Here is a 23461-nt window from a genome sequence, read left to right as displayed (position 1 = left end):
TTTATTCCCCTCTTGGTACTGGACCAGACATGCTCGAGTGACGCGAGTCGCCTAATACTGAGATCATTAACATGGTCGCACCGACCACTGTAATGTAAACACCTGTATCGAATAGTGCGGCAGATGCTAAATGCATTTCACCCAAAATAGGCGGTGAGACATAGATATGTGCACTGGTCAGGAATGGACGTCCCCATAGCCATGCGGCGATCCCTGTTAGTCCCGCAACTGTTAGGCCAATGCCAATCCAAACTTCATATAAGCGACCAGACTTGGCACCAATCAGCTGCTCTGCACGGTCTTGACCGAGCGCGATATATTGAATGACCAATGCCAATGAGGTGATTAAGCCAGCAATAAAACCCCCGCCGGGTAAGTTATGGCCGCGTAGGAAAATATATAAACTTACCACCAAAGCCAGAGGTAAAATCCATGATGAGGTGATACGAAACATCAGTGGCGAAGGATTAAATCGGAAAGTTAAACCTTGAGTAATCGTTGTGCCATGGGCACGCATCCCATCCATCATGCACAATGTTCCAATTGCAGCGATGCCAAGTACGGTAATTTCTCCGAAGGTATCGAAGCCACGGAAATCGACCAAAATAACGTTAACTACGTTGGTACCACCACCCAGTGGAATCGATTGTTGCATGAAGAACCACGAAATTGAATTGTGGTCACGGGTCATAATTAACCATGAAATCCATGCAATCCCTAAACCAGCAATGATTGCAATGATGGCATCTCGCCAACGACGAGAGACACTCGACTCATACGGGGTGAGTTGTGGTAATAAAGACAAACTCATCAACAACAACACAGTGGTGACCACATCAACGGTAATTTGTGTCAAAGCCAAATCAGGCGCAGAGAAACAAATAAAGACCATGGTCACGACAAGGCCAACCGCACCACTAATCAGTACGGCTTTAATGCGTTCATGGTGGAACCACAACATCATCCAGCATGCAGAGAAGAGTAATAACCAGAGTACGATTGCTATAGCAGAGGCATGGGTTTGTTCACGTGTTCCTGTGCCGATGCCTTGCATCCAAAATGGCACTGTGACTAATGCGACAGTAAAAATCACGATCCACAATAAATAGCTTTGTAATTTGCCATTTTCCGTAAAGCGACGGAATTTACGTGAGGTCAGCAATAAGTGCTTAAGGAACAGCTCGAATAAGACTTTGCCTTGGAGCTTTCCAAGCGTAGGGTCTAAATCAATTTTGCGTAATTTGCCATTTTTTGCGAGTGAGAAATAGAAAATCAATCCACCAATAAGGGCAATTGCGCTCATCAATAAAGGAGTATTAAAGCCATGCCAAATCGCTAAATGTGTACCTTCAAAGGCAGCATTTTGAATGCTTGAACGGGTACTACTATTGACGATATTTTCAAGTAATAGGGCAGGGGCTAAACCAACTAAAATGCATAGTATTGCGAGCAGCGTTGCAGGTGCACGCATGCCAAAAGGTGGCTCATGAGCATCTTTATTTGGAACTTCTTTACCTAGTGGACCATCGAAAAATACGCCATGGACAAGGCGTACCGAATATGCCACCGCAAAAATACCGGCAAATGTCGCAACGATGGCAGAAATGACCATTACTGGGCCAGAAAGATTGGCCAAAAGTTCCGTAAAGAACATTTCTTTAGAAAGAAAGCCGTTGGTGAGCGGGACACCTGCCATTGATGCAGCGGTAATCATGGTTAAGGTTGCTGTAAACGGGAGCAGTTGCCATAAGCCTGAAAGCTTACGTAAATCGCGTGTGCCTGACTCATGGTCAATGATCCCTGCAATCATAAACAAGGCAGCTTTAAACGTTGCATGGTTAATGATGTGGAATATCGCGGCAGCAACGGCTAGCGGTGATCCAATACCGAGCAAGCAAACAATTAAACCTAAATGACTAATCGTTGAATAAGCGAGTAAGCCTTTTAAATCTTCTTTAAAAATAGCAAAGAAGGCCGCCATACACAGCGTAAATAAACCAATAAAGGTGACGATGTTGTGGTAAAGCGCTGCACCTGCAAAAATAGGGAGCAATCGCGCTAATAAAAAGATACCGGCTTTGACCATCGTTGCAGAGTGTAAATAGGCAGATACTGGCGTTGGTGCAGCCATGGCATTCGGTAGCCAAAAATGGAATGGGAACTGCGCACTTTTGGTGAATGCACCCATTAAAATCAGCAATAAGGTCGGTACAAATAAAGCATGTTGTTGGATTTCAGCGCCCATCGTTAAGATTTGGTCGATTTGATAAGTGCCTGTGATTTGTGCCAAAAGCACAAAGCCACCCAACATACATAAGCCGCCCATACCTGTGATGGTTAATGCCATTCGCGAGCCGCGCTGTGCGGCTTCGTAGTTGCTCCAATACCCCACCAATAGGAAGGATGAAATACTGGTCAGTTCCCAGAAAATAAGTAATAAAATTAAATTATTAGACAATGAAATGCCGAGCATGGCTGCCATAAACAGCATGAGCAAAACATAAAGTTTACTGAGTGAGTTTTTCGGGCTTAAATAATAGTAGGCATAAATAAAAATCAGCGTGCCGATGCTAGTAATCAACAGTGAAAATAGTAAACCTAAAGCATCGAGTCGAAAGCTAAAATCAATCCCAGCTTGGCTTAACCATGGCCAAGTTTGAATGATCGTTTGCCCATTAAATACGTCTTTGGCTTGGGTCAGAAGTAAAATGAGACTGCTGAGGCTAACGCCAATCGCCCCGAAAGCGACTACCCCGCGAGAGAATTGCTTCAACCACGAGACAAGTGTTGTGCCCAGTATTAACGGTAACAATATAATAATCGGTAGCACACTCGTATCCATTGTCATGATTAGGTTGTGAAACCTAGGTGAATCTCATCTTTCAAGGATTACAGGACAGCAAGGAGCAGTCCAAAAATTCAATCTTGAAAGCCATGTGTGTCAAAAAAATTAAAAGCAAGCTGTGTTGCGCAGCTTGTGAAACGATAGCAAATTCCGATGTTACTATGAAATTTGCAAATAAAACCGATCATATTACATGCGTAAAACAACATCAATCTTTTTATGATGCACATGACGATTATACGCCTACGAAAAATGTCTGGGGCTTAGCCTTGGACATATTGTTTATTTAGGCGGCAATTAGTTTAACTGTTTTGTTGGGGTTGAAATAATGTCATTGTGTTATTGATCAGAGCGTTTGGGGAGTGGTTTGGTCCCCAGCTTGCGTTAATAATCGAATGAGTTCTTGTTGCTGAGATTCAGATAATTGAGTTTGAATTTGTTGCAGTATATTTTGCAGATTTTCAGTTGAATGTTGCGGTTCTTTTAATTCGACACTCGCAGCTTTGTCATCATTTTCTTTGGCTTCAATGTGATCCACTTGGTCGAGCTTTAATTGTTGATAAATTTGCTCATAGGTTTCCTGCATTTTCTCAGGTTCAATGCGATTGAGTTTTTTATTGACCAAATGCAGACATTGAAAGCGAGAAGCTTGTTCCAATAATTCAGGTCGATTACCAGTGGCAATGATTTGTAAGCGCGGGAAAGCCTCATTCAATCGTGTCAGAATACTTTGCGCCATATTTTGATCGAGCTGATGATCAATCGCATCAATCAATAAAATACCGTCACCTTCTTGGCAAGGATATAGACTGTGTGGATTGAGCAAACATATACGGCGGACGATATCACCAACTAATGCGACTAGGTTACGAATGCTATTTGAAAGTTGTTGGAACAACATTTCTTTACCTTGATAAGTCACCATCATCTGCAATTTGGGATGATATTGCAGATAAATATTACTGATTTCGGGCAATACTATTTGCAGGGCTTGTTTCAGTGAACGTAAAGCAGGGGCGTGCAAGTCAGCTTGCGCTTGCATGAGCTTTTGGCTAAAGAAACCAGTGGTTTCATTGCTTTGTTCTTGTACGGCACTTTTATGATTGAGAAGGTCTTGAATGAGTTGTGCACTTTGTGCATTTTCAATATCAGAAATTTCACGAAACCACTCAAAAAAGCGAATAAAGGTGGTAAACGGAATCGCAGATATCTCATAAGCATGTGCAGCTTGAAAAATGGCTGGGTTATTTTTATTGAGAATATTGACGTCATTTACAAATCGCTCAGCAGGATAGTAGGCAATTAATGGCAGTCCAAGCAAAGGGTCTGCCTTTAATGCCTTTTGATATAAACTCACCATACTTTCGAGTTGCTGTGTTTCGACTTTACTGATGCCAACCGCTTGGCTATTTAAGGTTTTATACAATTGCCATGAACAGGCTTGTGGGTCGATTTCTCGTTGGTCACTTGAGGGTTGAAAAGAGCCAATTTCTTCGGGAAAGTGAACCTGAATATCGAGTTTAGATTGTAAGCGCGCCAACATTATATCTTGATCGAGCATGACTACGCCTGCGGTACGTAAGTCTTTATAGCGCGCAGCAAACCATGTGAGCGCTTGATAGCTAAAACGTAATAGAGAGGTTTTCCCTGAGCCTTGATCACCCAAAATTAAAGTAATAGGGAGATCGTGATAATTAAAATTAAGTTTGATGTCAGTAAAATGTAGGGTGTGCTTAAGTTGGATTGAATCTATTTTCATAATGCACCTTTTACTGACTTATTGTTTATTCACCTTTTTATACATCATATCAGCTGACGGCTTGAGCTAAGGACTTGGGCATTTGTCGTTTTAAATGCTGCACCAAATCATAAATATGATGGATATTTAAGCTTACTTTAGCACGTGTGCAGGCAACGTAAAGTAATCGTAACTCTTCGTCACTAATTTTATAGTCTTTTTCATTTAGCTTAAATTGGTAGTCATCTTCAATATGCACACGATCCCATTCCAAACCTTTGGCTTTATGTGCAGTCGAAATGATGTAATCAGCTTGATCAATTGGGGTAATTTTCGCTAATGCTTTTTTGAGCGGATCTGTACCGTGATCGTCGACCAATTTCACCAAGGGCTTAATGTCACTACCATCATTGGTTTCGCAGTATTCATGTACATCATGCCATGAGTTAAACCATGCCAATTCAGGTACATCGACCACACGCTTGCCTTGTTTCAGCATCGCGGCTGCATCAACAAAACGATTTAATCGTGCATGATCGGCTTGTAGACTTACTTTCTCGCCTTTGACTAATCCTGCTAAGAGTAATTCCATGGCACGTGCATTGGTGCGACATAAAATAGCATCCCGCATTTTGGTGTGGGGCTTGTTGACCACTTTGGAATTGACATGTGGATTGCCAAGTAAAGGCACTGTCTCATTGAGTGCGCCTAGTAAGGCATTGGCGTTAAAAGCAATTTCTTCACCAAAACGAAATGATGTTGTTAGACGAGACTCGGGTAAGGGTAATTGCTGCATCGCGTTGACAGCGCCACGCCATGCATAAATTTGTTGGTGTGCGTCACCGACATAAATAACTTGGGTATTACGTTGTTTAAGTAAAATTCCCAGCATTAATGGATCAGCGTCTTGTGCTTCATCAAACAAGACATAATCGGCAGGAATATTCGGTTCAGACAAAGCCCATAATTTTAGGTAAATGTCATGACCAATCCCCGCAGCATGATTTGGATCGATGGATTCGAGCCAACGTCGTTCTACAGCTGGATATAAATGCTTTTGTAATTCAGTAATATCATCTGGATGTAACCAACTCGGCGCTTGTAAATGGCGTGGAGCTGGGTACTGTGAACTGGTGGAGCAGAAATAACTCACAGCATTAGCCACCAAACTAGCAAGGCGTGACGGCATCAACACATATTTTTCATAGCGTCCACCCATCATGCGACGTAAGGTAATTGGGCTAAGACGATATTCTTTGGCAATAAAACTTGGGCTTAAACGGGGTAAGCGTAGTTTATCCGTCACTCCACGTGGAACACTGCGATAGGCCAAAGAGTGGAACGTACGACAGTCAACATGGTTGTGAAAACGGTTTTGTGCCTCAGTCGCAATGGCTTTATTGAATGCCAAGTACATACCACGCCGCTGCGGCATGGCATCACTGATCATTTGCAGTGTGGTGGTTTTACCTGTGCCAGCATAGGCAATCACTTTAAAAGATTTGCCCAAGCGTGCGTTATCTATGGCAGTTGCTTGCTCATAGGTGGCGGTCGGTTTCTTAATATCTGACACAGGCAAGACTTAGTGACTACGGTTGGCTTTTTCAACCAAACCTGATAAACCTTGACGGCGTGCCAATTCATTTAACACCAATTGAGGGTCGAGGTCGAAGTAACCTAACATCACAATGGTATGGAACCATAAATCAGCCACTTCATAGATCAAATCATTTTTATGATCTTCGTTGGCTTCATTTTTAAAGTCTTTGGCAGAAATAATGGTTTCAACACTTTCTTCGCCGACTTTTTCTAAAATCTTGTTTAGGCCTTTATGGTACAACTTCGCCACATAAGATGAATCTGGATCCGCTTTTTTACGCTCCGCCATCATCTGACCTAGGTATGACAGAACATCTACTTGCTCTGAAGTCGCATTTGAGGCATTCATAGCAAGCGTATGTGGATTTGTTGATTTCTCACCATAAATTTGGCTTGGGTCTTTAATTTGTGCATCCACAATTTCCCAACCATTTGGTGTCAATTTGCGGTAAAAGCAAGATTCACGACCGGTATGACAGGCGATACCACCATGCTGCTCAATTTGTAGAATGATCACATCCGCATCACAGTCTAAGCGGATTTCATGTACAGTTTGAAAATGACCAGACTCTTCGCCTTTGTGCCATAACTTATTGCGTGAACGTGAGAAATACACCGCTTGGTTTTTCTCAGCAGTTAGCGCTAAAGCTTCACGGTTCATCCATGCCACCATCAACACTCGACCTGTTTGATGATGCTGTGCAATAGCAGGCACTAAGCCTTGTTCGTTAAATTTTACTTCATCGAGCCATTGCACGTTGTTCATGAGAATTTCACCAAATAATATTCAAAAATTAAAAAGCTACAAGGTCAGTAGCAACCCCATAGTGTAAGCCATCGTGTCTTTGATGGGGAGTTAAATCTTAATCAAATTTTAAATCGACAAGTAGCTCGTTGGTCTGAATGATGGGTCTACGCGCAATATCAGCATAATTCATTTGTCCAAATGCACCTGTTTTTAGTCCTGAAATGGTGATGGCCATTTCCTTACGGAAAAAGGGCAGTTGATACATTGCGCGAAAAGAAAGATCACGTAAGGGGCCCGTCCAAGCATGATTCGACTGATAAAATGGCGTTAGTAAGCGACTAAAAAATTGATAAAAACGAACCGATGATAGGCGCAGTTCATGATATCGCTGCCAAAGCGCTTCGTGGTTGAATTCCTGATTACTTTGGCTTATTTGCATTACGGCCTGGCTGATCGCCCATGCATCTAGTAAAGCCATATTGGCGCCTTGTCCAAGTTGAGGGCTCATGGCATGTGCTGCGTCACCCATTAGACCAATTCGACCCTCGCCAAGTTTACTTAAAACCACATCACGATAGTTGGCCGAGAGCCAAGCTTGCTGATGATCTGCGTGTGGAATGAGATGTTCTAGCCATTCGGCTACTTTAGGCCAATGTTTTGAAACATCATGCAGCCATTGTTGTTGCTGTTTTGGTGTTTGTAGAAAACTTTCAAGTTGATTGCTTGGCAAACTCCAAAAAATACTCGAGAGGCGTTGTTCAGGCTGATTCGGAACCGCTCCTGTGGGCATAACACCCATCATGATGTTCGAGCGATGATAGAACTGATGTAGGATTTGAGGGTTAAGTACTTCACATTCCGGCACAATAATCCACTTGGCACCCCATGGATAAGGCTTATTTAACTTAACCCATGTCTGTGGCCGAAGTTGGCTACGTGCGCCATTGGCGATCAGTACCAAATCACAACGGTGGGTGAATGAATAGCCCTGAGTTGTTCCAATTAAACTGACGCTATCATCTCGTTGCTCTAACTCAGCAATCTCGTGCTGCATATGCCATTCGATATGATTGGTATATTCACGGGCTTTGGACTCGAGTACATGACATAAGGTGGCACGGTGAATCCCTAAACCATAGAAACGTGGATCTGCTTGTTTATAATGGCTATTAATCAGCAGGTCACCACCAGAAAGTTGGCCTTCTAAACCGCTGACCATCGTACCCAGTGTCAGTGCATGTTCTAATACACCCAGATGTTCAAAAACGGCGAGTCCAGCGGGTTGTAACAGTAATCCTGCACCCACAGGCTCAAGTTCACTGACTTTTTCATACAGATGGATGTGATGACCTTGTGCTGCTAGGAGTGATGCAGCAGCTAAACCTGCCGTACCTGCACCAATAATAGCAATATTTAGATTTTTCATTCTTTTGATCGAGTTAAGTCATTATTTTAAGCTATAGCTTCAATCTAGCAAAAAAGCACACTCAAGACGAATAAAAAAAAGTCCCAAATGGGACTTTTAAATTATTTGGTGGGTTAGCTGATTACCAATGCTCACCCGGGAATAAGCGAGCATATGCTTTTTGTACCCAATTCAACTTTTGTTGTTGTCCAACAGAGGCAGAAGAGCTTGGGAATAGGTTATAACCAATCGACATGAGTTTGTTGTTGATGTCCGGCGCGATAGAGTAGGTAATGGATGCCAAGCGTCCCAAATTTGTTGCCACTTTTTTCGGGCGTTTTACAATCGCATATGCAATTAAATCAGCAGCTTGTTCTGGCGAAAGTGTTGGTACGTATTTATAAATTTTTGTTGGTGCAATCATTGGTGTACGAACCAAAGGCATATACACCGAAGTAATTGCAATGTTGTGAGAATGAACTTCTGCACTTAAACAACGACTAAACGCGTCTAACGCGGCCTTCGAAGCTACATAAGCAGAGAAGCGCGTTGCATTCGCCAACACTCCAATCGAACTGATATTGATAATGTGGCCTTCACGACGAATCATCATTTTAGGCAATAAATTCATCACTAAACGTACAGCACCAAAATAATTTAACTGCATGGTACGTTCAAAGTCGTGGAAGCGATCCGTAGATTCGTGCACAGCACGACGAATTGAACGGCCTGCATTATTAATCAGAATATCAATGTGATCGACTGACGCTAAAATCTGTTGTGCAACGGCATCAATCGAATCCATATCATTTAAGTCACATGGAAAGACATCAGCCTTACCACCACTGGCTTCAATTTCTTGTTTAACGGCATCCAGCGTTTCTTTGGTACGAGCAACCAATAGAACATGAGCACCTGCATTGGCAAGGCGATGAGCTGTGGTTAAACCAATACCACTAGATGCACCTGTGATCAAAATGGTTTTGCCGTTTACACGGTCAACAAAGCGGTTTTCGAGTCTTGAATTCACAATAAGGTTCCCTGTTCAATCCATATTTTTGTAGTCATTTATCGGCCTGTTGGCGTCAAGCGGAAGGCTATTTTTGATGAGCTGTATGATAACGATTTAAATAAAAAAAGCTAGAATATAAGTTATTGATAATCCAGTGTAATTTAGAGTTTTTACTCTAAAATAAAATAGCGCGTTAAGCGATTTTTAGCATATAAATCCGTGAAAGAGAAGCGCTTTCTAGCAAAGCATAGATACAAATATTTTAGTCAAAATAATAAATCTAAATTTGTAAATGGCATACGGATGACCGTGCTGTTTATTTGAGCAGTTTTTAAAATGAAATTTTTAGTAATTTAATTTTTGAAAAGTAAGAGAAATAGATTTTTAATTCATACAAAAAAGGCCTCAATACAGAGGCCTTGTTGATTTTTCTAATTTAAACTTGAGCCAATGCTTGCTCTAAATCTGCAATTAAATCATCAGCATGCTCAATGCCTATCGACAGACGAACCATATCGATGCTTACTCCAGCTGCTTTTAATTCTTCTTCATTAAGTTGGCGATGCGTGGTTGTTGCTGGATGACACGCTAAGCTTTTCGCATCGCCAATATTGACCAAACGTGTAAAGAGTTGCAGCGCATCAATGAAGCGTGTGCCCCCTGCAAGACCATCTTGTACGCCAAAAGAGAGAATAGCTGAAGGTTTTCCTTTCACATATTTTTGCGCCAAAGCGTGCTGCGGATGATCTTTTAAACCTGCGTAATTGACCCATTTCACTTTTGGATGCGCTTGCAAATACTCTGCAATTTTTTGCGCATTTTCAGTATGGCGTTCCATACGTAAACTTAAAGTTTCCAAGCCTTGCAGAATCAAAAAAACATTATGTGGGCTAATCGCAGCACCGGTATTACGTAGTGGCACTACGCGTGCACGGGCAATGTAAGCGGCTTCGCCTAATGCCTCGACATAGTTGACACCGTGATAACTTGGATCAGGTGTATTCAATGCTTTAAAGCGCTCAGGGTATTTACCCCATGGAAATTTACCGCTATCGATAATAATGCCACCAATGGAATTACCATGACCCCCAATGTATTTGGTCAATGAATGCACCACAATATCGGCACCAAATTCAAAAGACTTTTGCAGGACTGGAGTTGCAACCGTATTGTCAACAATGACAGGCACACCATATTCATGCGCAATTTTTGCAATGGCTTCTAAATCAATAATATTGCCAAGTGGATTGCCAATCGACTCGACAAAAACCAGTTTGGTCTTTTCATCAATGAGGCTACGCAGGGCTTCGGGATTTTGATAATCGAAAAATCGAACTTCAATGCCTTGCTTTGGTAGGGTATGGGCAAATAAATTATATGTGCCACCATAAAGCGTCGAAACGGAAGCAATATTGTCACCTGCTTCGGCAATGGTTTGGATGGCATAGGTGATTGCCGCCATACCTGAAGCCAAAGCCAATGCACCAATACCACCTTCGAGTGCTGCAACACGTTGTTCTAGCACTGCAGTGGTTGGGTTCATAATACGGGTGTAGATATTACCCTGAACTTTTAAATCAAATAAATCTGCCCCATGTTGAGTATTATCAAACGAATATGATGTTGTTTGATAGATCGGAACCGCAACAGCTTTGGTGGTTGCTTCCGGGGTATACCCTGCGTGAATCGCTAAAGTTTCATCTTTATATGTCATGTTTACTTCATCTTTGTGAGTTAATTTTTAATCAGTCTATCATTTATTTATATAAGTAAAAGTGCATATGTTGTAAAATATTTAGCAAATTTATTCATATATATGAATAAATTTCAGCTAAAGATGAGTGAAATTGAATTAAAAATATCGTGATTATTTTTTATCCAGCATTAAACTTGTAACAATGCATTGAAGCCGCGTGTGAAACCTTATTTTTTCGCGACTTTATGCGTATAATAGTCGATTATTTTTTCGCTCATTTGAGCAGGGGCAACTTTATGTTGTTCCGTATATGGTTTGACTATTGAGGAGTCCTACGTGGCCCAATATATTTACACGATGAACCGTGTGTCGAAAATGGTTCCGCCGAAACGCGAAATCCTAAAAGACATCTCTTTATCATTTTTCCCAGGCGCAAAAATTGGTGTGCTTGGTCTAAACGGTGCAGGTAAATCTACCTTGCTTCGTATTATGGCGGGCGTAGATAAAGATTTCTCAGGTGAAGCACGTGCGCAACCAGGTATCAAAATTGGTTACCTTGAGCAAGAACCACCTTTGGACGAAACCAAAGACGTACGTGGTAACGTGGAAGATGGTTTGCGTGAACCACTTGATGCTCTTGCACGTTTAGATGAAGTTTTCGCTGAATATGCAGCTGAAGATGCTGACTTTGATGCACTTGCAAAAGAGCAAGAGAAGTTAGAAGCAATTATCCATTCTTGGGATGCACACAACATTGTGAACCAAATGGACCAAGCTGCGGCTGCGTTAAACCTTCCAGCTTGGGATGCAGACGTATCTAAGTTGTCAGGTGGTGAACGCCGCCGTGTAGCACTTTGCCGCTTGTTATTGTCTAAACCGGACATGTTGCTTCTAGACGAACCTACGAACCATTTGGATGCTTCTTCAGTATCATGGTTGGAACGTTTCTTGAAAGACTTCCCAGGTACAATCGTTGCCATTACGCATGACCGTTATTTCTTGGATAACGTTGCTGAATGGATTCTTGAGCTTGACCGCGGTATGGGTATTCCATACCAAGGTAACTACTCTTCTTGGTTAGAGCAGAAAAATGCGCGTTTAGAGCAAGAACAGAAGCAAGAAGAATCTTTTGCTAAAGCATTGAAAAAAGAACTTGAATGGGTTCGTTCAAATGCCAAAGGTCAGCAAAAGAAAAACAAAGCGCGTATGGAGCGTTTTGAAGAGCTTAACTCTCGTGAATTCCAACAGCGTAACGAAACCTCAGAAATCTACATTCCACCTGGTCCACGTCTAGGCAATAAGGTTGTAGAAGTTGAAGGCATCAGCAAATCGTTTGGTGATCGTACGCTTTATAAAGACTTATCATTTGTTGTTCCACCATGTGCCATTGTGGGTATTGTGGGTGAGAACGGTGCGGGTAAAACCACACTATTCCGTATGATGACAGGTGAGCAACAACCTGATACTGGTACTGTGGTACTGGGCGAATCAGTAAAAGTGGCTTACGTGGGTCAGATTCGTGACACACTAGATGATAACAAAACGGTTTGGGAAGAAGTTTCTGGCGGTTTAGATATCTTGAAGATTGGTGACTACGAAATTGCATCTCGTGCATATATCGGTCGCTTTAACTTTAAAGGTCAAGATCAGCAAAAACGCGTAGGTCAATTGTCAGGTGGTGAACGTAACCGTTTACAACTTGCGAAAATCCTACAAATGGGCGCAAACGTAATCTTACTCGATGAACCATCAAACGACTTGGACATCGAAACTTTACGTGCACTTGAGGATGCAATTCTTGTATTCCCAGGTACAGTGATGGTGATCTCGCATGACCGTTGGTTCCTAGACCGTATTGCAACACATATCTTGTCATTTGAAGGTGAAACACCAGAATTCTTCACGGGTAACTACCATGAATTTGAAGAATTCCGTCGTAAACGTGATGGTGATGACCTTGTTGCGAAGCGTCAAAAATACCGCAAAATTGGTAACTAAGTTCCAGTTTTAAAATAAAAAACCAGCCTGCGGGCTGGTTTTTTATGAGTATAAAAAGGAAACTAAAAAGTGAGTTCTTCATAAGCTTGGTTGAGTGCATGAAGGGCAGAGGAGTGTCCTTGCGCTGCAGCTTTGTTTAACCATGCTTGTGCATGCGAATAATTTCGATCTAAACCAAGTTCACCATTTAAATAACCCACACCTATTCGGTATTGAGCCTCTTTATGGCCTTTTAATGCAGCACTTAAAAAATTCCACATTGCGTTGCGATAATCTATTGGTGATTGATCTTCTGATTCAATAGCATGATGAATTAGAAAATCTTGATGGCGCTGAATAGCCAATTGTTCAAAGTAAGTACCTTGTGTATAGTCGTTTTCAGCTTCTGGTTTCAAAAGATGCATTCCTTGCAACTTCGAATTTTCATGTTGAAATAACACGCCAGAGATCTTTTGAAGAGCTTGTTTAATCATCATTAAACTCCTTTTCCCTGTGGTTGGTATATCTCAGTTGAGATATACGGCAGCGGACTACATGAGTTATATTTGTTGTAAACATGTAATACCTAATGAGAAAAGTATCACGCTTTTATTCGGAAGTTAATACTGATTTTAAAAATATTTTTTCTTCTAATTTCAATAAAATAAATCTAATTTTAAATCATATGAAATTTATTTTATTTCCACCTCTCTCGCTTTAGTCCTTTGGAGTATTTGACGACATGTGACGGTACTCTAGCGCATAATTTTGATGTAATTTTATAACGTTAAAGACTCCTGCTAATCTTAAAGTTAAAAGAATTTTTATAAAGGTCAAATTTAAATGGCAGAGCATCATGGACATGACCATAGTCATGCCGTTGTGACGGAAGGTAATGTAAAAAAACTCAGTTTTGCTTTGGCACTGACGACAACTTTTTTAATTGTTGAAGTCGTGGCAGGTTTTATCACTCAAAGTCTAGCGTTGCTTTCAGATGCCGCACATATGTTCACCGATGCTGCTGCACTGGCCATTGCATTGGTGGCAATCAAAATTGGCAAAATGCCTGCCGATAATAAACGTACCTTTGGCTATCAACGCTTTGAAATTTTGGCTGCCTTATTTAACGCCCTCATGTTATTTGTTGTGGCTATCTATATTTTATACGAAGCCTATCAGCGTTTTTCGACACCACCTGAAATTCAAAGTATGGGGATGATGATTGTTGCTGTAATTGGTCTCATCATTAATTTAATTTCGATGCGTATTCTATTTTCCAGTTCACAAGAAAGTTTGAATGTGAAAGGGGCTTATTTAGAAGTGCTCAGTGATGCTTTGGGCTCAGTAGGTGTCATTATTGGTGCCGCAGTGATTTATTTCACTGGGTGGATGTGGGTCGATACGGTCATTGCGGTGTTAATTGGATTTTGGGTATTGCCACGGACTTGGATTTTATTAAAACAAAGCATCAATATTTTATTGGAAGGTGTGCCGGAAGAAATCGATATTGAAAAATTACGTAATGATCTTTTGGCATTGAAAGGGGTGGAAAGTATTCACCAATTGAAAGTCTGGGCAATCACATCGAAAAATGTACATTTAACCGTGCACTTGTATGCGCCAGAAGCAGATCGAAATGCTTTGTATTTTGAGGCGATTGATATGCTACAACATCAGCATGGGATCACGGAGATGACCTTGCAGATCGAAGAAGATGAATGTGTGGTACGCCATCACACCCATAACTCTGATCATGCCCATGGACATCATCAAGACGATCACGCGCATTCACATGATCAATCACATCAACATTGAGCTGATGTGATTTTTGATTAAGCTAGAAAATTAGATTTCCCACTCATGATTGCATTCTCGGCATTTCCATTTCTTTTGCGATTGCATGAAACCTTGCATAGAAATTTTGAAATCTGGCAAATCGCGGTAGAACATAAAACCAGCAATCACACAAACAATAAAGACAACCACAGTAGCGCTTTGTAATGTCGTTCCAGCGCCATCACCAAAGATCCACATTGCGATGCTGATTAATACCAACAGTAATAAAATAAATACTGCTGGAATCAACATGATTAAACTTTTTGGAACAACAGGGCGTGCGACAGGTGCACCTGCTTGTGCCTGAGGCATAATTTTAGGGCTTTGGCATTTTGGGCAACGGTATTGCATTACAACTCCATAATTTTAATCTATGACTTATTCTAATCTGAATAACGCAGAAAGCAAAAATACCAAGGAAAGTTCTGACTATAAATTTTAGGCAATAAAAAACCCAAGTCATAATGCTTGGGTTTTTTATTAAGACCATTTCAAAGAAATAATCTTGAATATGGCGTCCCTACGGGGATTCGAACCCCGGTTACCGCCGTGAAAGGGCGATGTCCTAGGCCTCTAGACGATAGGGACAAGTGAGGCAACTTTGATTTGGTTAACACCATCTCTCTGTATGGGCGCTATATTAGGGGGATAACGCCCACGCGTCAACTAAAAATTCAATTAAGCTTCATCAACTGCATCATTTTTCGGCAGTTTTAAGCTTTCATTGAGTTTTTCCCACGCTTTTGTTTCTTTTTTACTCGGACCACCTACAATTTCAAGTGCATGACGTAAACGTGCGAAGGTCAAGTCAGGGCCAATGGTGACCATAGACTGCATTACAGGTGTAGATGAGGTTGAGCCTGCAATCGCAATAAAGAACGTTGGCATAAAGTCACGCAGTTTAATGCCCATTTGGTTCGCTAAATCCATTAGTGTTTGGCTTACCGTGTCATTATTCCACGTGAATAAACTTTCAAGGCGCCAAATGGCAAATTGTAGGCTTTGACGTACTTGTTCTTCAGACAATTTTTTACTTTCAAATTGTTCTTTAGACAGGGTTGGGAATTGGTTGAAATAGAAACCAGCCCAATTTACTGCTTCAGACAATAAGTTAATACGTGGTTGAATCGCGGCAGCAATATCTTCCAGCGTTTGACGGTCTGATTTCCAAGCTAACAGTGTATTCAAAAGTTCAGCAGGGGTAAGCCCTTTAATCCATTGACCATTCAACCAGTTGAGTTTTTCAACATCAAAGATTGGGCCACCCAAAGACACACGTTGAATATCAAAATGTTCAATCATTTCAGCCAAAGTGAATTTTTCACTTTCATCTGGCATAGACCAGCCCATACGACCCAAGTAGTTCAAAAGAGCTTCTGGTAGTACACCAATATCTTTGTAATAGTTGATTGAGGTTGGGTTTTTACGTTTAGACAGTTTTGATTTGTCTGGGTTACGTAATAATGGCATGTGGCAAAGCACAGGCATTTCCCAACCAAAGTATTTATAAAGCAACTGATGTTTAGGCGCAGATGGAATCCATTCTTCACCACGGATCACGTGGGTAATTTCCATTAAATGGTCATCAACAACGTTTGCTAAGTGGTAAGTTGGTAGGCCGTCAGTTTTCAATAGAATTTGCATGTCAACTTGTGCCCATGGAATTTCTACTTCGCCACGTAATAAGTCATTGAATTTGCAAATACCTTCTTCAGGGACTTTCATACGAATAACATGAGGCTCGCCTGCAGCTAAACGGCGTTCAACTTCTTCAGCAGTATGTTTTAAACCACGGCCATCATAGCGAGGTGATTCGCCGCGTTCTTGTTGTTCAGCACGCATTTGATCAAGTTCTGCTGCCGTTGCGAAGCAGTAGAAAGCATGGCCTTTTTCAACAAGTTCCAATGCATATTGTTTATAAATGTCCATACGCTCCGATTGACGGTACGGCGCATGTGGCCCGCCGATATCAGGACCTTCAGACCAATTAAGACCTAACCAACGTAGTGAATCTAAAATCATTTTTTCAGATTCAGGGGTAGAGCGTAATTGGTCAGTATCTTCAATACGAAGAATAAATTCACCGCCATGCTGTTTTGCAAAACATAAGTTAAACAATGCAATGTAGGCAGTCCCAACGTGTGGGAAACCAGTAGGAGAAGGTGCGATACGAGTACGAACAGTCATAATCAGCTATTAATCAGAATGTAAATTAGGGACTATTATAACGAAAAAGCCTGATCACTTAATGCTTAATTCAACATTCAATGATCAGGCTTATCTTGATGCTCGGAGGGGAGAGAACCAATGGTTATAAATTTATGCTGAACTCAACAATCTAGAGATAAAATCTGTAGATTAAGAGTTGCTGCCAGAGAAAATGGCTTGGACAAAACGTGAAAAACTTTGGTTTTGTGATGCAAAAAAGCTTTGTGATGGTGGTGCTTTAATCGAAGTTAGCACTTTTAAATTATCGTCTGTACGACCTTTTGCTTCCGATTTTTGCTGATTAATGGCCTTCTCAATCAAAGAAGTGCGTTCAGCAGGCATAGTTACTTTATTTGAAGAACTATGTGTAACCGCACAAAAACCTGTTTGCGTTGTCAATGCGATGCCCAATCCAAGGCACACTGCATAAGAAAATTTCATGTCCAAATCTCCCCTTATTTGGTGATGGAACTTTATATTTTGCAATATCGTTTTAATATTTAGACTACGATTTAACCATCTTTGGTAATTAAAAAGTAGAAATACGTCACAATTTTTACAAAAAAACTAAAAAAGTCGGTTTTAGAGTTACCTAAATAGACTGTTTTCTACAGATTTTCGGTAGTTGTAACAGACAACTGTGAAGATAGCATGGAGGGAATTTTGATAATGGCTGAGATTTAGCAATTTTTCTGCATTTGATGGCTGTTTTTTGGATATCTAAAAAATAGAAATACTACTGAAATAATAATATAGATTGCTGATTGTTAATATTATTTTAGATTTATATAGTGCGTTTAATCGTCAGTATAAGTTGAATCAAATGAAAAAAATAATTGCTTCTGGGGTTTTGGTTTTATTGAGTGGTGTGGCTACGCAGGTATATGCCGCAAAAGATTTTTTAAATGTATCTTACGATCCGACCCGTGAGTTTTATCAAGAATATAATCAGGCATTTGGTCAGTATTGGAAACAGCGGACAGGTCAAGAAATTAACTTTAAACAGTCGCATGGTGGTTCAGGTAAGCAAGCCCGTGCAGTCGCTACAGGACTACAAGCCGATGTTGTGACCTTGGCATTGGCCAACGATATTGATGAAATTGTGGCTACCGGTCAGATCAATAAGAATTGGCAAAAACAATTTCCGAATAATTCTGCACCTTATACCTCGACCATTGTATTTTTAGTACGTAAAGGCAATCCAAAGAAAATTAAGGATTGGAATGATTTAACCAAGCCTGGCGTTGAAATTATTACACCGAATCCGAAGACGGGTGGGGCACCACGTTGGATTTATTTATCTGCTTGGGGGTATGCGTTAAAACAACCGGGTGGTAATGACGCGAAAGCGAAAGATTTAGTCAAAAAACTATATAGCAATGTCAAAGTGTTAGATTCAGGTGCGCGTGGCTCACTGACCACTTTCGCAGAACGCGGTATTGGTGATGTGCTATTGTCTTGGGAAAATGAAGCATTATTAGCAACACAAGGTTTAGGTAAAGATAAGTTTGATATTGTTTACCCATCGATTTCGATTTTGGCAGAACCCTCTGTGGCAGTTGTTGATAAAACCGTTGATAAAAATGGCAATCGAAACTTAGCTAAAGGCTATCTCAACTATTTATACTCACCAAAAGGACAGGAGTTAGCTGGTAAATATTACTTCCGTCCACGTGATGCAAAAGCGACTGCGAAATATGCGGCACAATTTCCAAAAGTACAAACCTTTACGATTGATAAAGTATTTGGGGGATGGGCAAAAGCACAGAAGACACATTTCGTAAATGGTGCGATTTTTGATCAAATTTATAGTGAGAAAAATTAAGTCGATGTATGGATTGATCTTTTTATTTAGCTAAATTTTTTTGAAACGGATAATTTGTTATCCGTTTTTTTGCATATGCAATCCATAAAAACCTATATATGCATAATAAGTAAAGTGTTTTTGATATTTTAGTAATAAAAACAATATTTTAAAAAATAAGATCTATAAATACTAAGCTCTTTGAAAATACATATCTGAATTGCGATTTATGATTTTATTTCATATATTTAGCACCATTGAAGATAACTTTATGCTGGCTGATATGAAAACTCAATTTAAAGCCTTGATTAGTGCTGCCTTATTGGCAACAGGTGTGGCATTTACTACAACAACAGCACAAGCTGCTGACCGTGAATTCTTAAACGTATCTTATGATGCAACACGTGAATTTTACGACGAATTTAACAAATCATTTGGTGCTTATTGGAAAGAGCGCACTGGAAATACAGTTGCATTCAAACAATCACATGGTGGTTCAGGTAAGCAAGCACGTTCGGTTGTTGATGGCTTAAAAGGCGATGTAGTGACTTTAGCTTTGGCGAACGACATTGAAGAAATCGTCAAGTCAGGTCAAATTCAACCAGGTTGGCAAAAAGAGTTTCCACATAATTCTGCACCATATACATCAACCATCGTGTTCATGGTACGCAAAGGCAATCCGAAAAAAATTAAAGATTGGTCTGACTTGAACAAACCGGGTGTACAAATTATTACGCCTAACCCGAAAACTGGTGGCTTACCACGTTGGGTTTATCTATCTGCTTGGGGTTATGCTCTAAAACAACCAGGTGGCAGCGAAGCGAAAGCGAAAGATTTTGTCGGCAAAATGTACCATAACGTCAAAGTGATGGATTCTGCTGCACGTGCATCAATGACAACTTTTGCTGAGCGCGGAATTGGTGACGTGTTATTAACATGGGAAAATGAAGCATTAGTGACGCAAAAAACATTGGGTAAAAATAAGTTTGATATTGTTTATCCATCAATGTCTATTTTGACTGAACCTTCGGTTGCGATTGTTGATAAAACTGTGGCGAAAAATGGCAATAAATGGTTAGCGCAAGGTTATATCAACTACTTGTATTCACCATTGGGTCAAGATATGGCAGCACGTCATTTCTATCGTCCACGTAATGCAGAAGTATTAGCCAAATATAAAGCACAGTTCCCAACTTTAAAAACATTCACCATTGATGAAGTTTTTGGTGGTTGGTCTAAAGCACAGCAAACCCACTTTGTGAATGGCGCAATCTTTGATCAAATCTATAACAATAAGCGTTAAGATTTAATTCAGATTTTTCTATTTGCTTTAAAAAACCTCCTTTGGGAGGTTTTTTTATTAAATGGCATAAAATAAAAACGGTTTTCTCTATGGAAAGTAATATTTCTGTACAAAAAGACGTTTGGAGCTTTGCTAAAACAAGGTAATAATGTGCAGTTACATTTTTAGCTGTGTTGAACGAACCCTTATGTCGCATATTTCTGTATTACTTCATGAAACTGTTGATGCCTTACTGGCAGATCGCAATACAGGAATTTTCGTAGATGGGACTTTTGGACGTGGCGGACACACCCGTTTATTGCTGTCTAAATTAGATGAAAATGCACGTGTTTATGGCTTTGATAAAGACCCTCAAGCATTGGCTGTCGCTGCCGAATTAGAGCAAGAAGATCCGCGTTTTAAAATTATTCATGCCAGCTTTGCGGATTTAAAACAAGCATTACAAGATCGTGGTATTGAGTCTGTAGATGGCATCATGGCGGACTTAGGGGTATCTTCACCTCAGCTTGATCAAGCTGAACGTGGTTTTAGCTTTATGAAAGATGGTCCTTTGGACATGCGTATGGATAACTCGCAAGGCCCAACAGCGGCACAGTGGTTGGTAGATATTGAAGAAGAAGACCTGGCGAATATTATTTTTAAATATGGTGAAGAGCGTTATAGCCGCCGTATCGCCAAAGCGATTAAAGCAGCGGGTTATATTGAAACCACTGGTCAATTGGCAGAGATTGTAAAAGTTGCGCACCCGAAATGGGAAAAAAATAAGCATGCTGCAACACGTACTTTCCAAGCAATCCGTATTGCTATTAATAAAGAACTCGACGATATTGATATTTTCTTGCCTCAGGCAGTGGAAATGCTTAAACCTGAAGGAACACTTGCAGTGATTAGCTTCCATTCATTAGAGGATCGTTTAATTAAACAATTTATTCAAAAAGAATCGACATTGGCAGAAGATACAGGCTGGGGCTTACCACAGAAACGTGAAGATACCCGCCGTTTGAAAAAAGTATCTCGTATTAAAGCTAGTGATGAAGAAGTAAAAGCCAACCCACGTTCGCGTAGTGCTTGGCTTCGAGTGGCAGAGCGTTTAGCTTAAAAGGCAAAGAATGAAAACCGAAGCGATAGAAAAAATAGCGAATAAGCTGCAAACAAAAAAAGTCGTTGTTTATGGCATTTTGATGGTGTTGGTTTTTATCAGTGCCATTATGGTGGTATTCCAAGTGTTTGAATATCGTCAAGATTATCGTAAGCTTAGTACGTTTATGCGTGAACGAGACGACTTAAATGCAGAGTGGGGGCGCTTACTTATCGAACAACAAACTTTCGGTGCAACTGCGCAAATTGGAACACGTGCGGTGACTCAACTACGTATGTATTCACCACCAGTCGCTCAAACGGTTGTTATTTCATTGCCACAAACTCCAGAACAGAAAAAATAGGCTAGCTGTCACATGGTTGAGAAAAGAAACAAACAAGCTCCACGTAAAAAACAGCAGTCTGTAACAGGTAAAACAGCGATTGCTGTGGAAATGTGGCGTTACCACCTCATGTGGGCGGTTGTTTTACTGTGCTTTATTGCACTCGTAGGACGGGCTTTTTATGTGCAAATTATTAATAAAGACTTTTTGCAAAATAAAGCCAATGCCAAAATTTTAAGAACTGAAACGCTCAAAGCCATGCGTGGTGTTATTTACGATCGTCATGGTGTGCCTTTGGCGATTAGTACACCGATCATGAAAATCGTGATTGATCCACGTGATTATTTTGATAATAAAAAACTGTTTGAAGAAACCACAGCCGAACTTGCCAAAGATCCAACCAACCGCAAACTTAAGCGTCAATTGCCAGATAAAAATTTAAATTTGGATGAGTTAGCGGATGCTGTGGGGATGGATCGTGCAGAACTTAAACGTAAAATGAATGAGCGTCCACGTTCACGCTATTTAGTCTTACAAAAAGAAGTTCCTCCGCAACAAGCTGAATTGATCATGAAACGTGATTTTCAGGGAGTCTATACCGAAAAAAACTACAAACGCTATTACCCGCAGCCTCAGCCCAATTCACAAATTATTGGTTTGACCAATAGTGAGGGAATGGGAATTGAAGGTTTGGAAATGCAGCTTAATCAACGTCTTTCTGGTGTAGATGGGGCGCAGCAAATTGTGCGTGATAAAAAAGGCAATCGTGTTAAAGACCCTGAAATTGTCAAAGAAGTCGAATCTGGGGAAAATATCACACTAAGTATCGACTCGCGCCTGCAATACATTATGTATCGTGAGTTGACTGCGGCAGGTGTGGCAAACAATGCACGTTCAGCAACCGCAATTGCAGTTGATGTGAAAACAGGTGAAATCTTGGCGATGACCTCATGGCCATCGTATAACCCGAACGACAAGAAAAGTTTAGGTAATAAAGATGCAATGCGTAACCGTGGCGCAGTAGATTCATTTGAGCCGGGTTCGACCATGAAGCCAATGACCGTTGCGATGGCTTTGGAAAGTGGTAAATATCAGCCGAATACCGTAGTCAATACCTCGCCAGGTTCGATGCGTGTCGGTAATCATACCATTCGCGATACGCATAACTATGGTGCCTTGACACTAGGTGGCATTATTCAAAAATCATCCAACGTTGGTGTGGCTAAAATGGCCTTATCACTGCCGTATGAAACCTTACCAACTTTTTATCAGCGTTTAGGTTTTGGTCAGCGTTCGGCAGTTAAATTCCCTGGTGAAAGTGCGGGTTTAATCTTGCCGAAAAGTAAATGGAATGTCTCAGAAGTTGCGACTATGGCTTATGGTTATGGTTTAAACGCAACCGTGCTTCAGCTTGCAGATGCGTATGCGATGATTGCCAATAAAGGCGTTAAAATGCCACTCAGCTTGTACAAGTTGGAAGAAAAGCCGAAAGGCGATCAAATGATTGATCCAAAAATCGCAGACCAAGTTTTATTGATGATGGAAACCGCGACTTTACCGGGCGGTACGGCAACTCGCGCTGCGATTTCGGGTTATCGCGTGGCAGGGAAAACAGGTACAGCACATAAATTACGTGCAGACCGTAAAGGCTATTCAACTTCTGAGTATCGCGCTTTGTTCGCTGGGGTTGCACCTGTGAGTGATCCACGTCTAGCGATGATTGTCGTGGTGGAAAACCCGCAAGGTTCTTATTATGGCGGCACAGTCTCAGCTCCTGTATTTGCGCGCGTGATGCAAGAATCCTTACGTTTAATGAACGTTCCTTTAGATAAACCTTTAGATACTCCCAATATCCAGAAATAGGTGATG

General features: G+C 40.9%; 18 protein-coding genes and 1 tRNA gene. 7 read left to right on the top strand and 12 right to left on the bottom strand.

What is annotated here, in order from left to right:
- Position 1 precedes the first annotated feature (1 nt).
- The 7 genes from A9J31_RS05960 to A9J31_RS05925 all read right to left on the bottom strand — a co-directional run bounded on the left by A9J31_RS05960 (position 2) and on the right by A9J31_RS05925 (position 11061).
- Positions 2 to 2842, bottom strand: coding sequence for a monovalent cation/H+ antiporter subunit A (locus A9J31_RS05960; protein WP_067763049.1), 2841 nt, complete (start codon positions 2840 to 2842; stop codon positions 2 to 4).
- A gap of 349 nt (positions 2843 to 3191) precedes the next feature.
- Positions 3192 to 4604: an AAA family ATPase gene (locus tag A9J31_RS05950; RefSeq protein WP_067763045.1), complete on the bottom strand. Its 1413-nt coding sequence runs from the start codon at positions 4602 to 4604 to the stop codon at positions 3192 to 3194.
- Positions 4605 to 4653: 49 nt separating this feature from the next.
- Complete coding sequence (locus A9J31_RS05945; protein WP_067763259.1) at positions 4654 to 6156, bottom strand: UvrD-helicase domain-containing protein; 1503 nt, start codon at positions 6154 to 6156, stop codon at positions 4654 to 4656.
- A gap of 9 nt (positions 6157 to 6165) precedes the next feature.
- Complete coding sequence (hisIE, locus tag A9J31_RS05940; protein WP_067763043.1) at positions 6166 to 6948, bottom strand: bifunctional phosphoribosyl-AMP cyclohydrolase/phosphoribosyl-ATP diphosphatase HisIE; 783 nt, start codon at positions 6946 to 6948, stop codon at positions 6166 to 6168.
- Positions 6949 to 7045: 97 nt separating this feature from the next.
- On the bottom strand, positions 7046 to 8356 hold the full coding sequence (locus A9J31_RS05935) for an FAD-dependent oxidoreductase (RefSeq protein WP_067763041.1): 1311 nt from the start codon (positions 8354 to 8356) through the stop codon (positions 7046 to 7048).
- 121 nt (positions 8357 to 8477) lie between these two features.
- Positions 8478 to 9365: an SDR family NAD(P)-dependent oxidoreductase gene (locus A9J31_RS05930; protein WP_067763039.1), complete on the bottom strand. Its 888-nt coding sequence runs from the start codon at positions 9363 to 9365 to the stop codon at positions 8478 to 8480.
- Between the two features lie 418 nt (positions 9366 to 9783).
- Positions 9784 to 11061, bottom strand: a complete 1278-nt coding sequence (locus A9J31_RS05925; RefSeq protein WP_067763037.1) for an O-acetylhomoserine aminocarboxypropyltransferase/cysteine synthase family protein — start codon at positions 11059 to 11061, stop codon at positions 9784 to 9786.
- 318 nt (positions 11062 to 11379) lie between these two features.
- On the opposite strand from A9J31_RS05925, the gene ettA reads away from it, so the two are divergent.
- Entirely contained in the window at positions 11380 to 13041 is a 1662-nt protein-coding gene (gene ettA / locus A9J31_RS05920; protein ID WP_067763035.1) for an energy-dependent translational throttle protein EttA, read from the top strand.
- Between the two features lie 62 nt (positions 13042 to 13103).
- Here ettA and A9J31_RS05915 read toward each other — a convergent pair whose 3' ends face one another.
- A complete protein-coding gene (locus A9J31_RS05915) occupies positions 13104 to 13514 on the bottom strand; it encodes a tetratricopeptide repeat protein (protein ID WP_067763031.1) in 411 nt (136 codons plus the stop codon).
- A gap of 349 nt (positions 13515 to 13863) precedes the next feature.
- Between A9J31_RS05915 and A9J31_RS05910 the strand changes: the two genes are divergently transcribed.
- Complete coding sequence (locus A9J31_RS05910; protein ID WP_067763029.1) at positions 13864 to 14835, top strand: cation diffusion facilitator family transporter; 972 nt, start codon at positions 13864 to 13866, stop codon at positions 14833 to 14835.
- A gap of 30 nt (positions 14836 to 14865) precedes the next feature.
- Here A9J31_RS05910 and A9J31_RS05905 read toward each other — a convergent pair whose 3' ends face one another.
- The 4 genes from A9J31_RS05905 to A9J31_RS05890 all read right to left on the bottom strand — a co-directional run bounded on the left by A9J31_RS05905 (position 14866) and on the right by A9J31_RS05890 (position 17505).
- Positions 14866 to 15207: a zinc-ribbon domain-containing protein gene (locus tag A9J31_RS05905; RefSeq protein ID WP_067763027.1), complete on the bottom strand. Its 342-nt coding sequence runs from the start codon at positions 15205 to 15207 to the stop codon at positions 14866 to 14868.
- A 161-nt stretch (positions 15208 to 15368) separates the two neighbouring features.
- A tRNA-Glu gene (locus A9J31_RS05900) sits at positions 15369 to 15444 on the bottom strand.
- 90 nt (positions 15445 to 15534) lie between these two features.
- Positions 15535 to 17043, bottom strand: coding sequence for a glutamate--tRNA ligase (gene gltX / locus A9J31_RS05895; RefSeq protein WP_067763024.1), 1509 nt, complete (start codon positions 17041 to 17043; stop codon positions 15535 to 15537).
- 171 nt (positions 17044 to 17214) lie between these two features.
- A complete protein-coding gene (locus A9J31_RS05890) occupies positions 17215 to 17505 on the bottom strand; it encodes a hypothetical protein (RefSeq protein WP_067763022.1) in 291 nt (96 codons plus the stop codon).
- A gap of 382 nt (positions 17506 to 17887) precedes the next feature.
- On the opposite strand from A9J31_RS05890, the gene A9J31_RS05885 reads away from it, so the two are divergent.
- The 5 genes from A9J31_RS05885 to ftsI all read left to right on the top strand — a co-directional run bounded on the left by A9J31_RS05885 (position 17888) and on the right by ftsI (position 23455).
- Entirely contained in the window at positions 17888 to 18889 is a 1002-nt protein-coding gene (locus A9J31_RS05885) for a sulfate ABC transporter substrate-binding protein (RefSeq protein ID WP_067763257.1), read from the top strand.
- Between the two features lie 262 nt (positions 18890 to 19151).
- On the top strand, positions 19152 to 20171 hold the full coding sequence (locus A9J31_RS05880) for a sulfate ABC transporter substrate-binding protein (protein ID WP_067763255.1): 1020 nt from the start codon (positions 19152 to 19154) through the stop codon (positions 20169 to 20171).
- A 187-nt stretch (positions 20172 to 20358) separates the two neighbouring features.
- The gene (gene rsmH / locus A9J31_RS05875; RefSeq protein ID WP_067763018.1) at positions 20359 to 21270 is read left to right on the top strand and encodes a 16S rRNA (cytosine(1402)-N(4))-methyltransferase RsmH; all 912 of its coding nucleotides are present in this window, start codon (positions 20359 to 20361) and stop codon (positions 21268 to 21270) included.
- 10 nt (positions 21271 to 21280) lie between these two features.
- Entirely contained in the window at positions 21281 to 21613 is a 333-nt protein-coding gene (gene ftsL / locus A9J31_RS05870; RefSeq protein WP_067763016.1) for a cell division protein FtsL, read from the top strand.
- 12 nt (positions 21614 to 21625) lie between these two features.
- Complete coding sequence (gene ftsI / locus A9J31_RS05865) at positions 21626 to 23455, top strand: penicillin-binding protein PBP3 (RefSeq protein ID WP_067763014.1); 1830 nt, start codon at positions 21626 to 21628, stop codon at positions 23453 to 23455.
- Positions 23456 to 23461 lie beyond the last annotated feature (6 nt).

The sequence above is a fragment of the Acinetobacter gandensis genome (genome assembly GCF_001678755.1).
Classification (GTDB): domain Bacteria; phylum Pseudomonadota; class Gammaproteobacteria; order Pseudomonadales; family Moraxellaceae; genus Acinetobacter; species Acinetobacter gandensis.
Note: the sequence above shows the minus strand (reverse complement) of the source record. Positions and strands in the feature narration are given on the sequence as shown.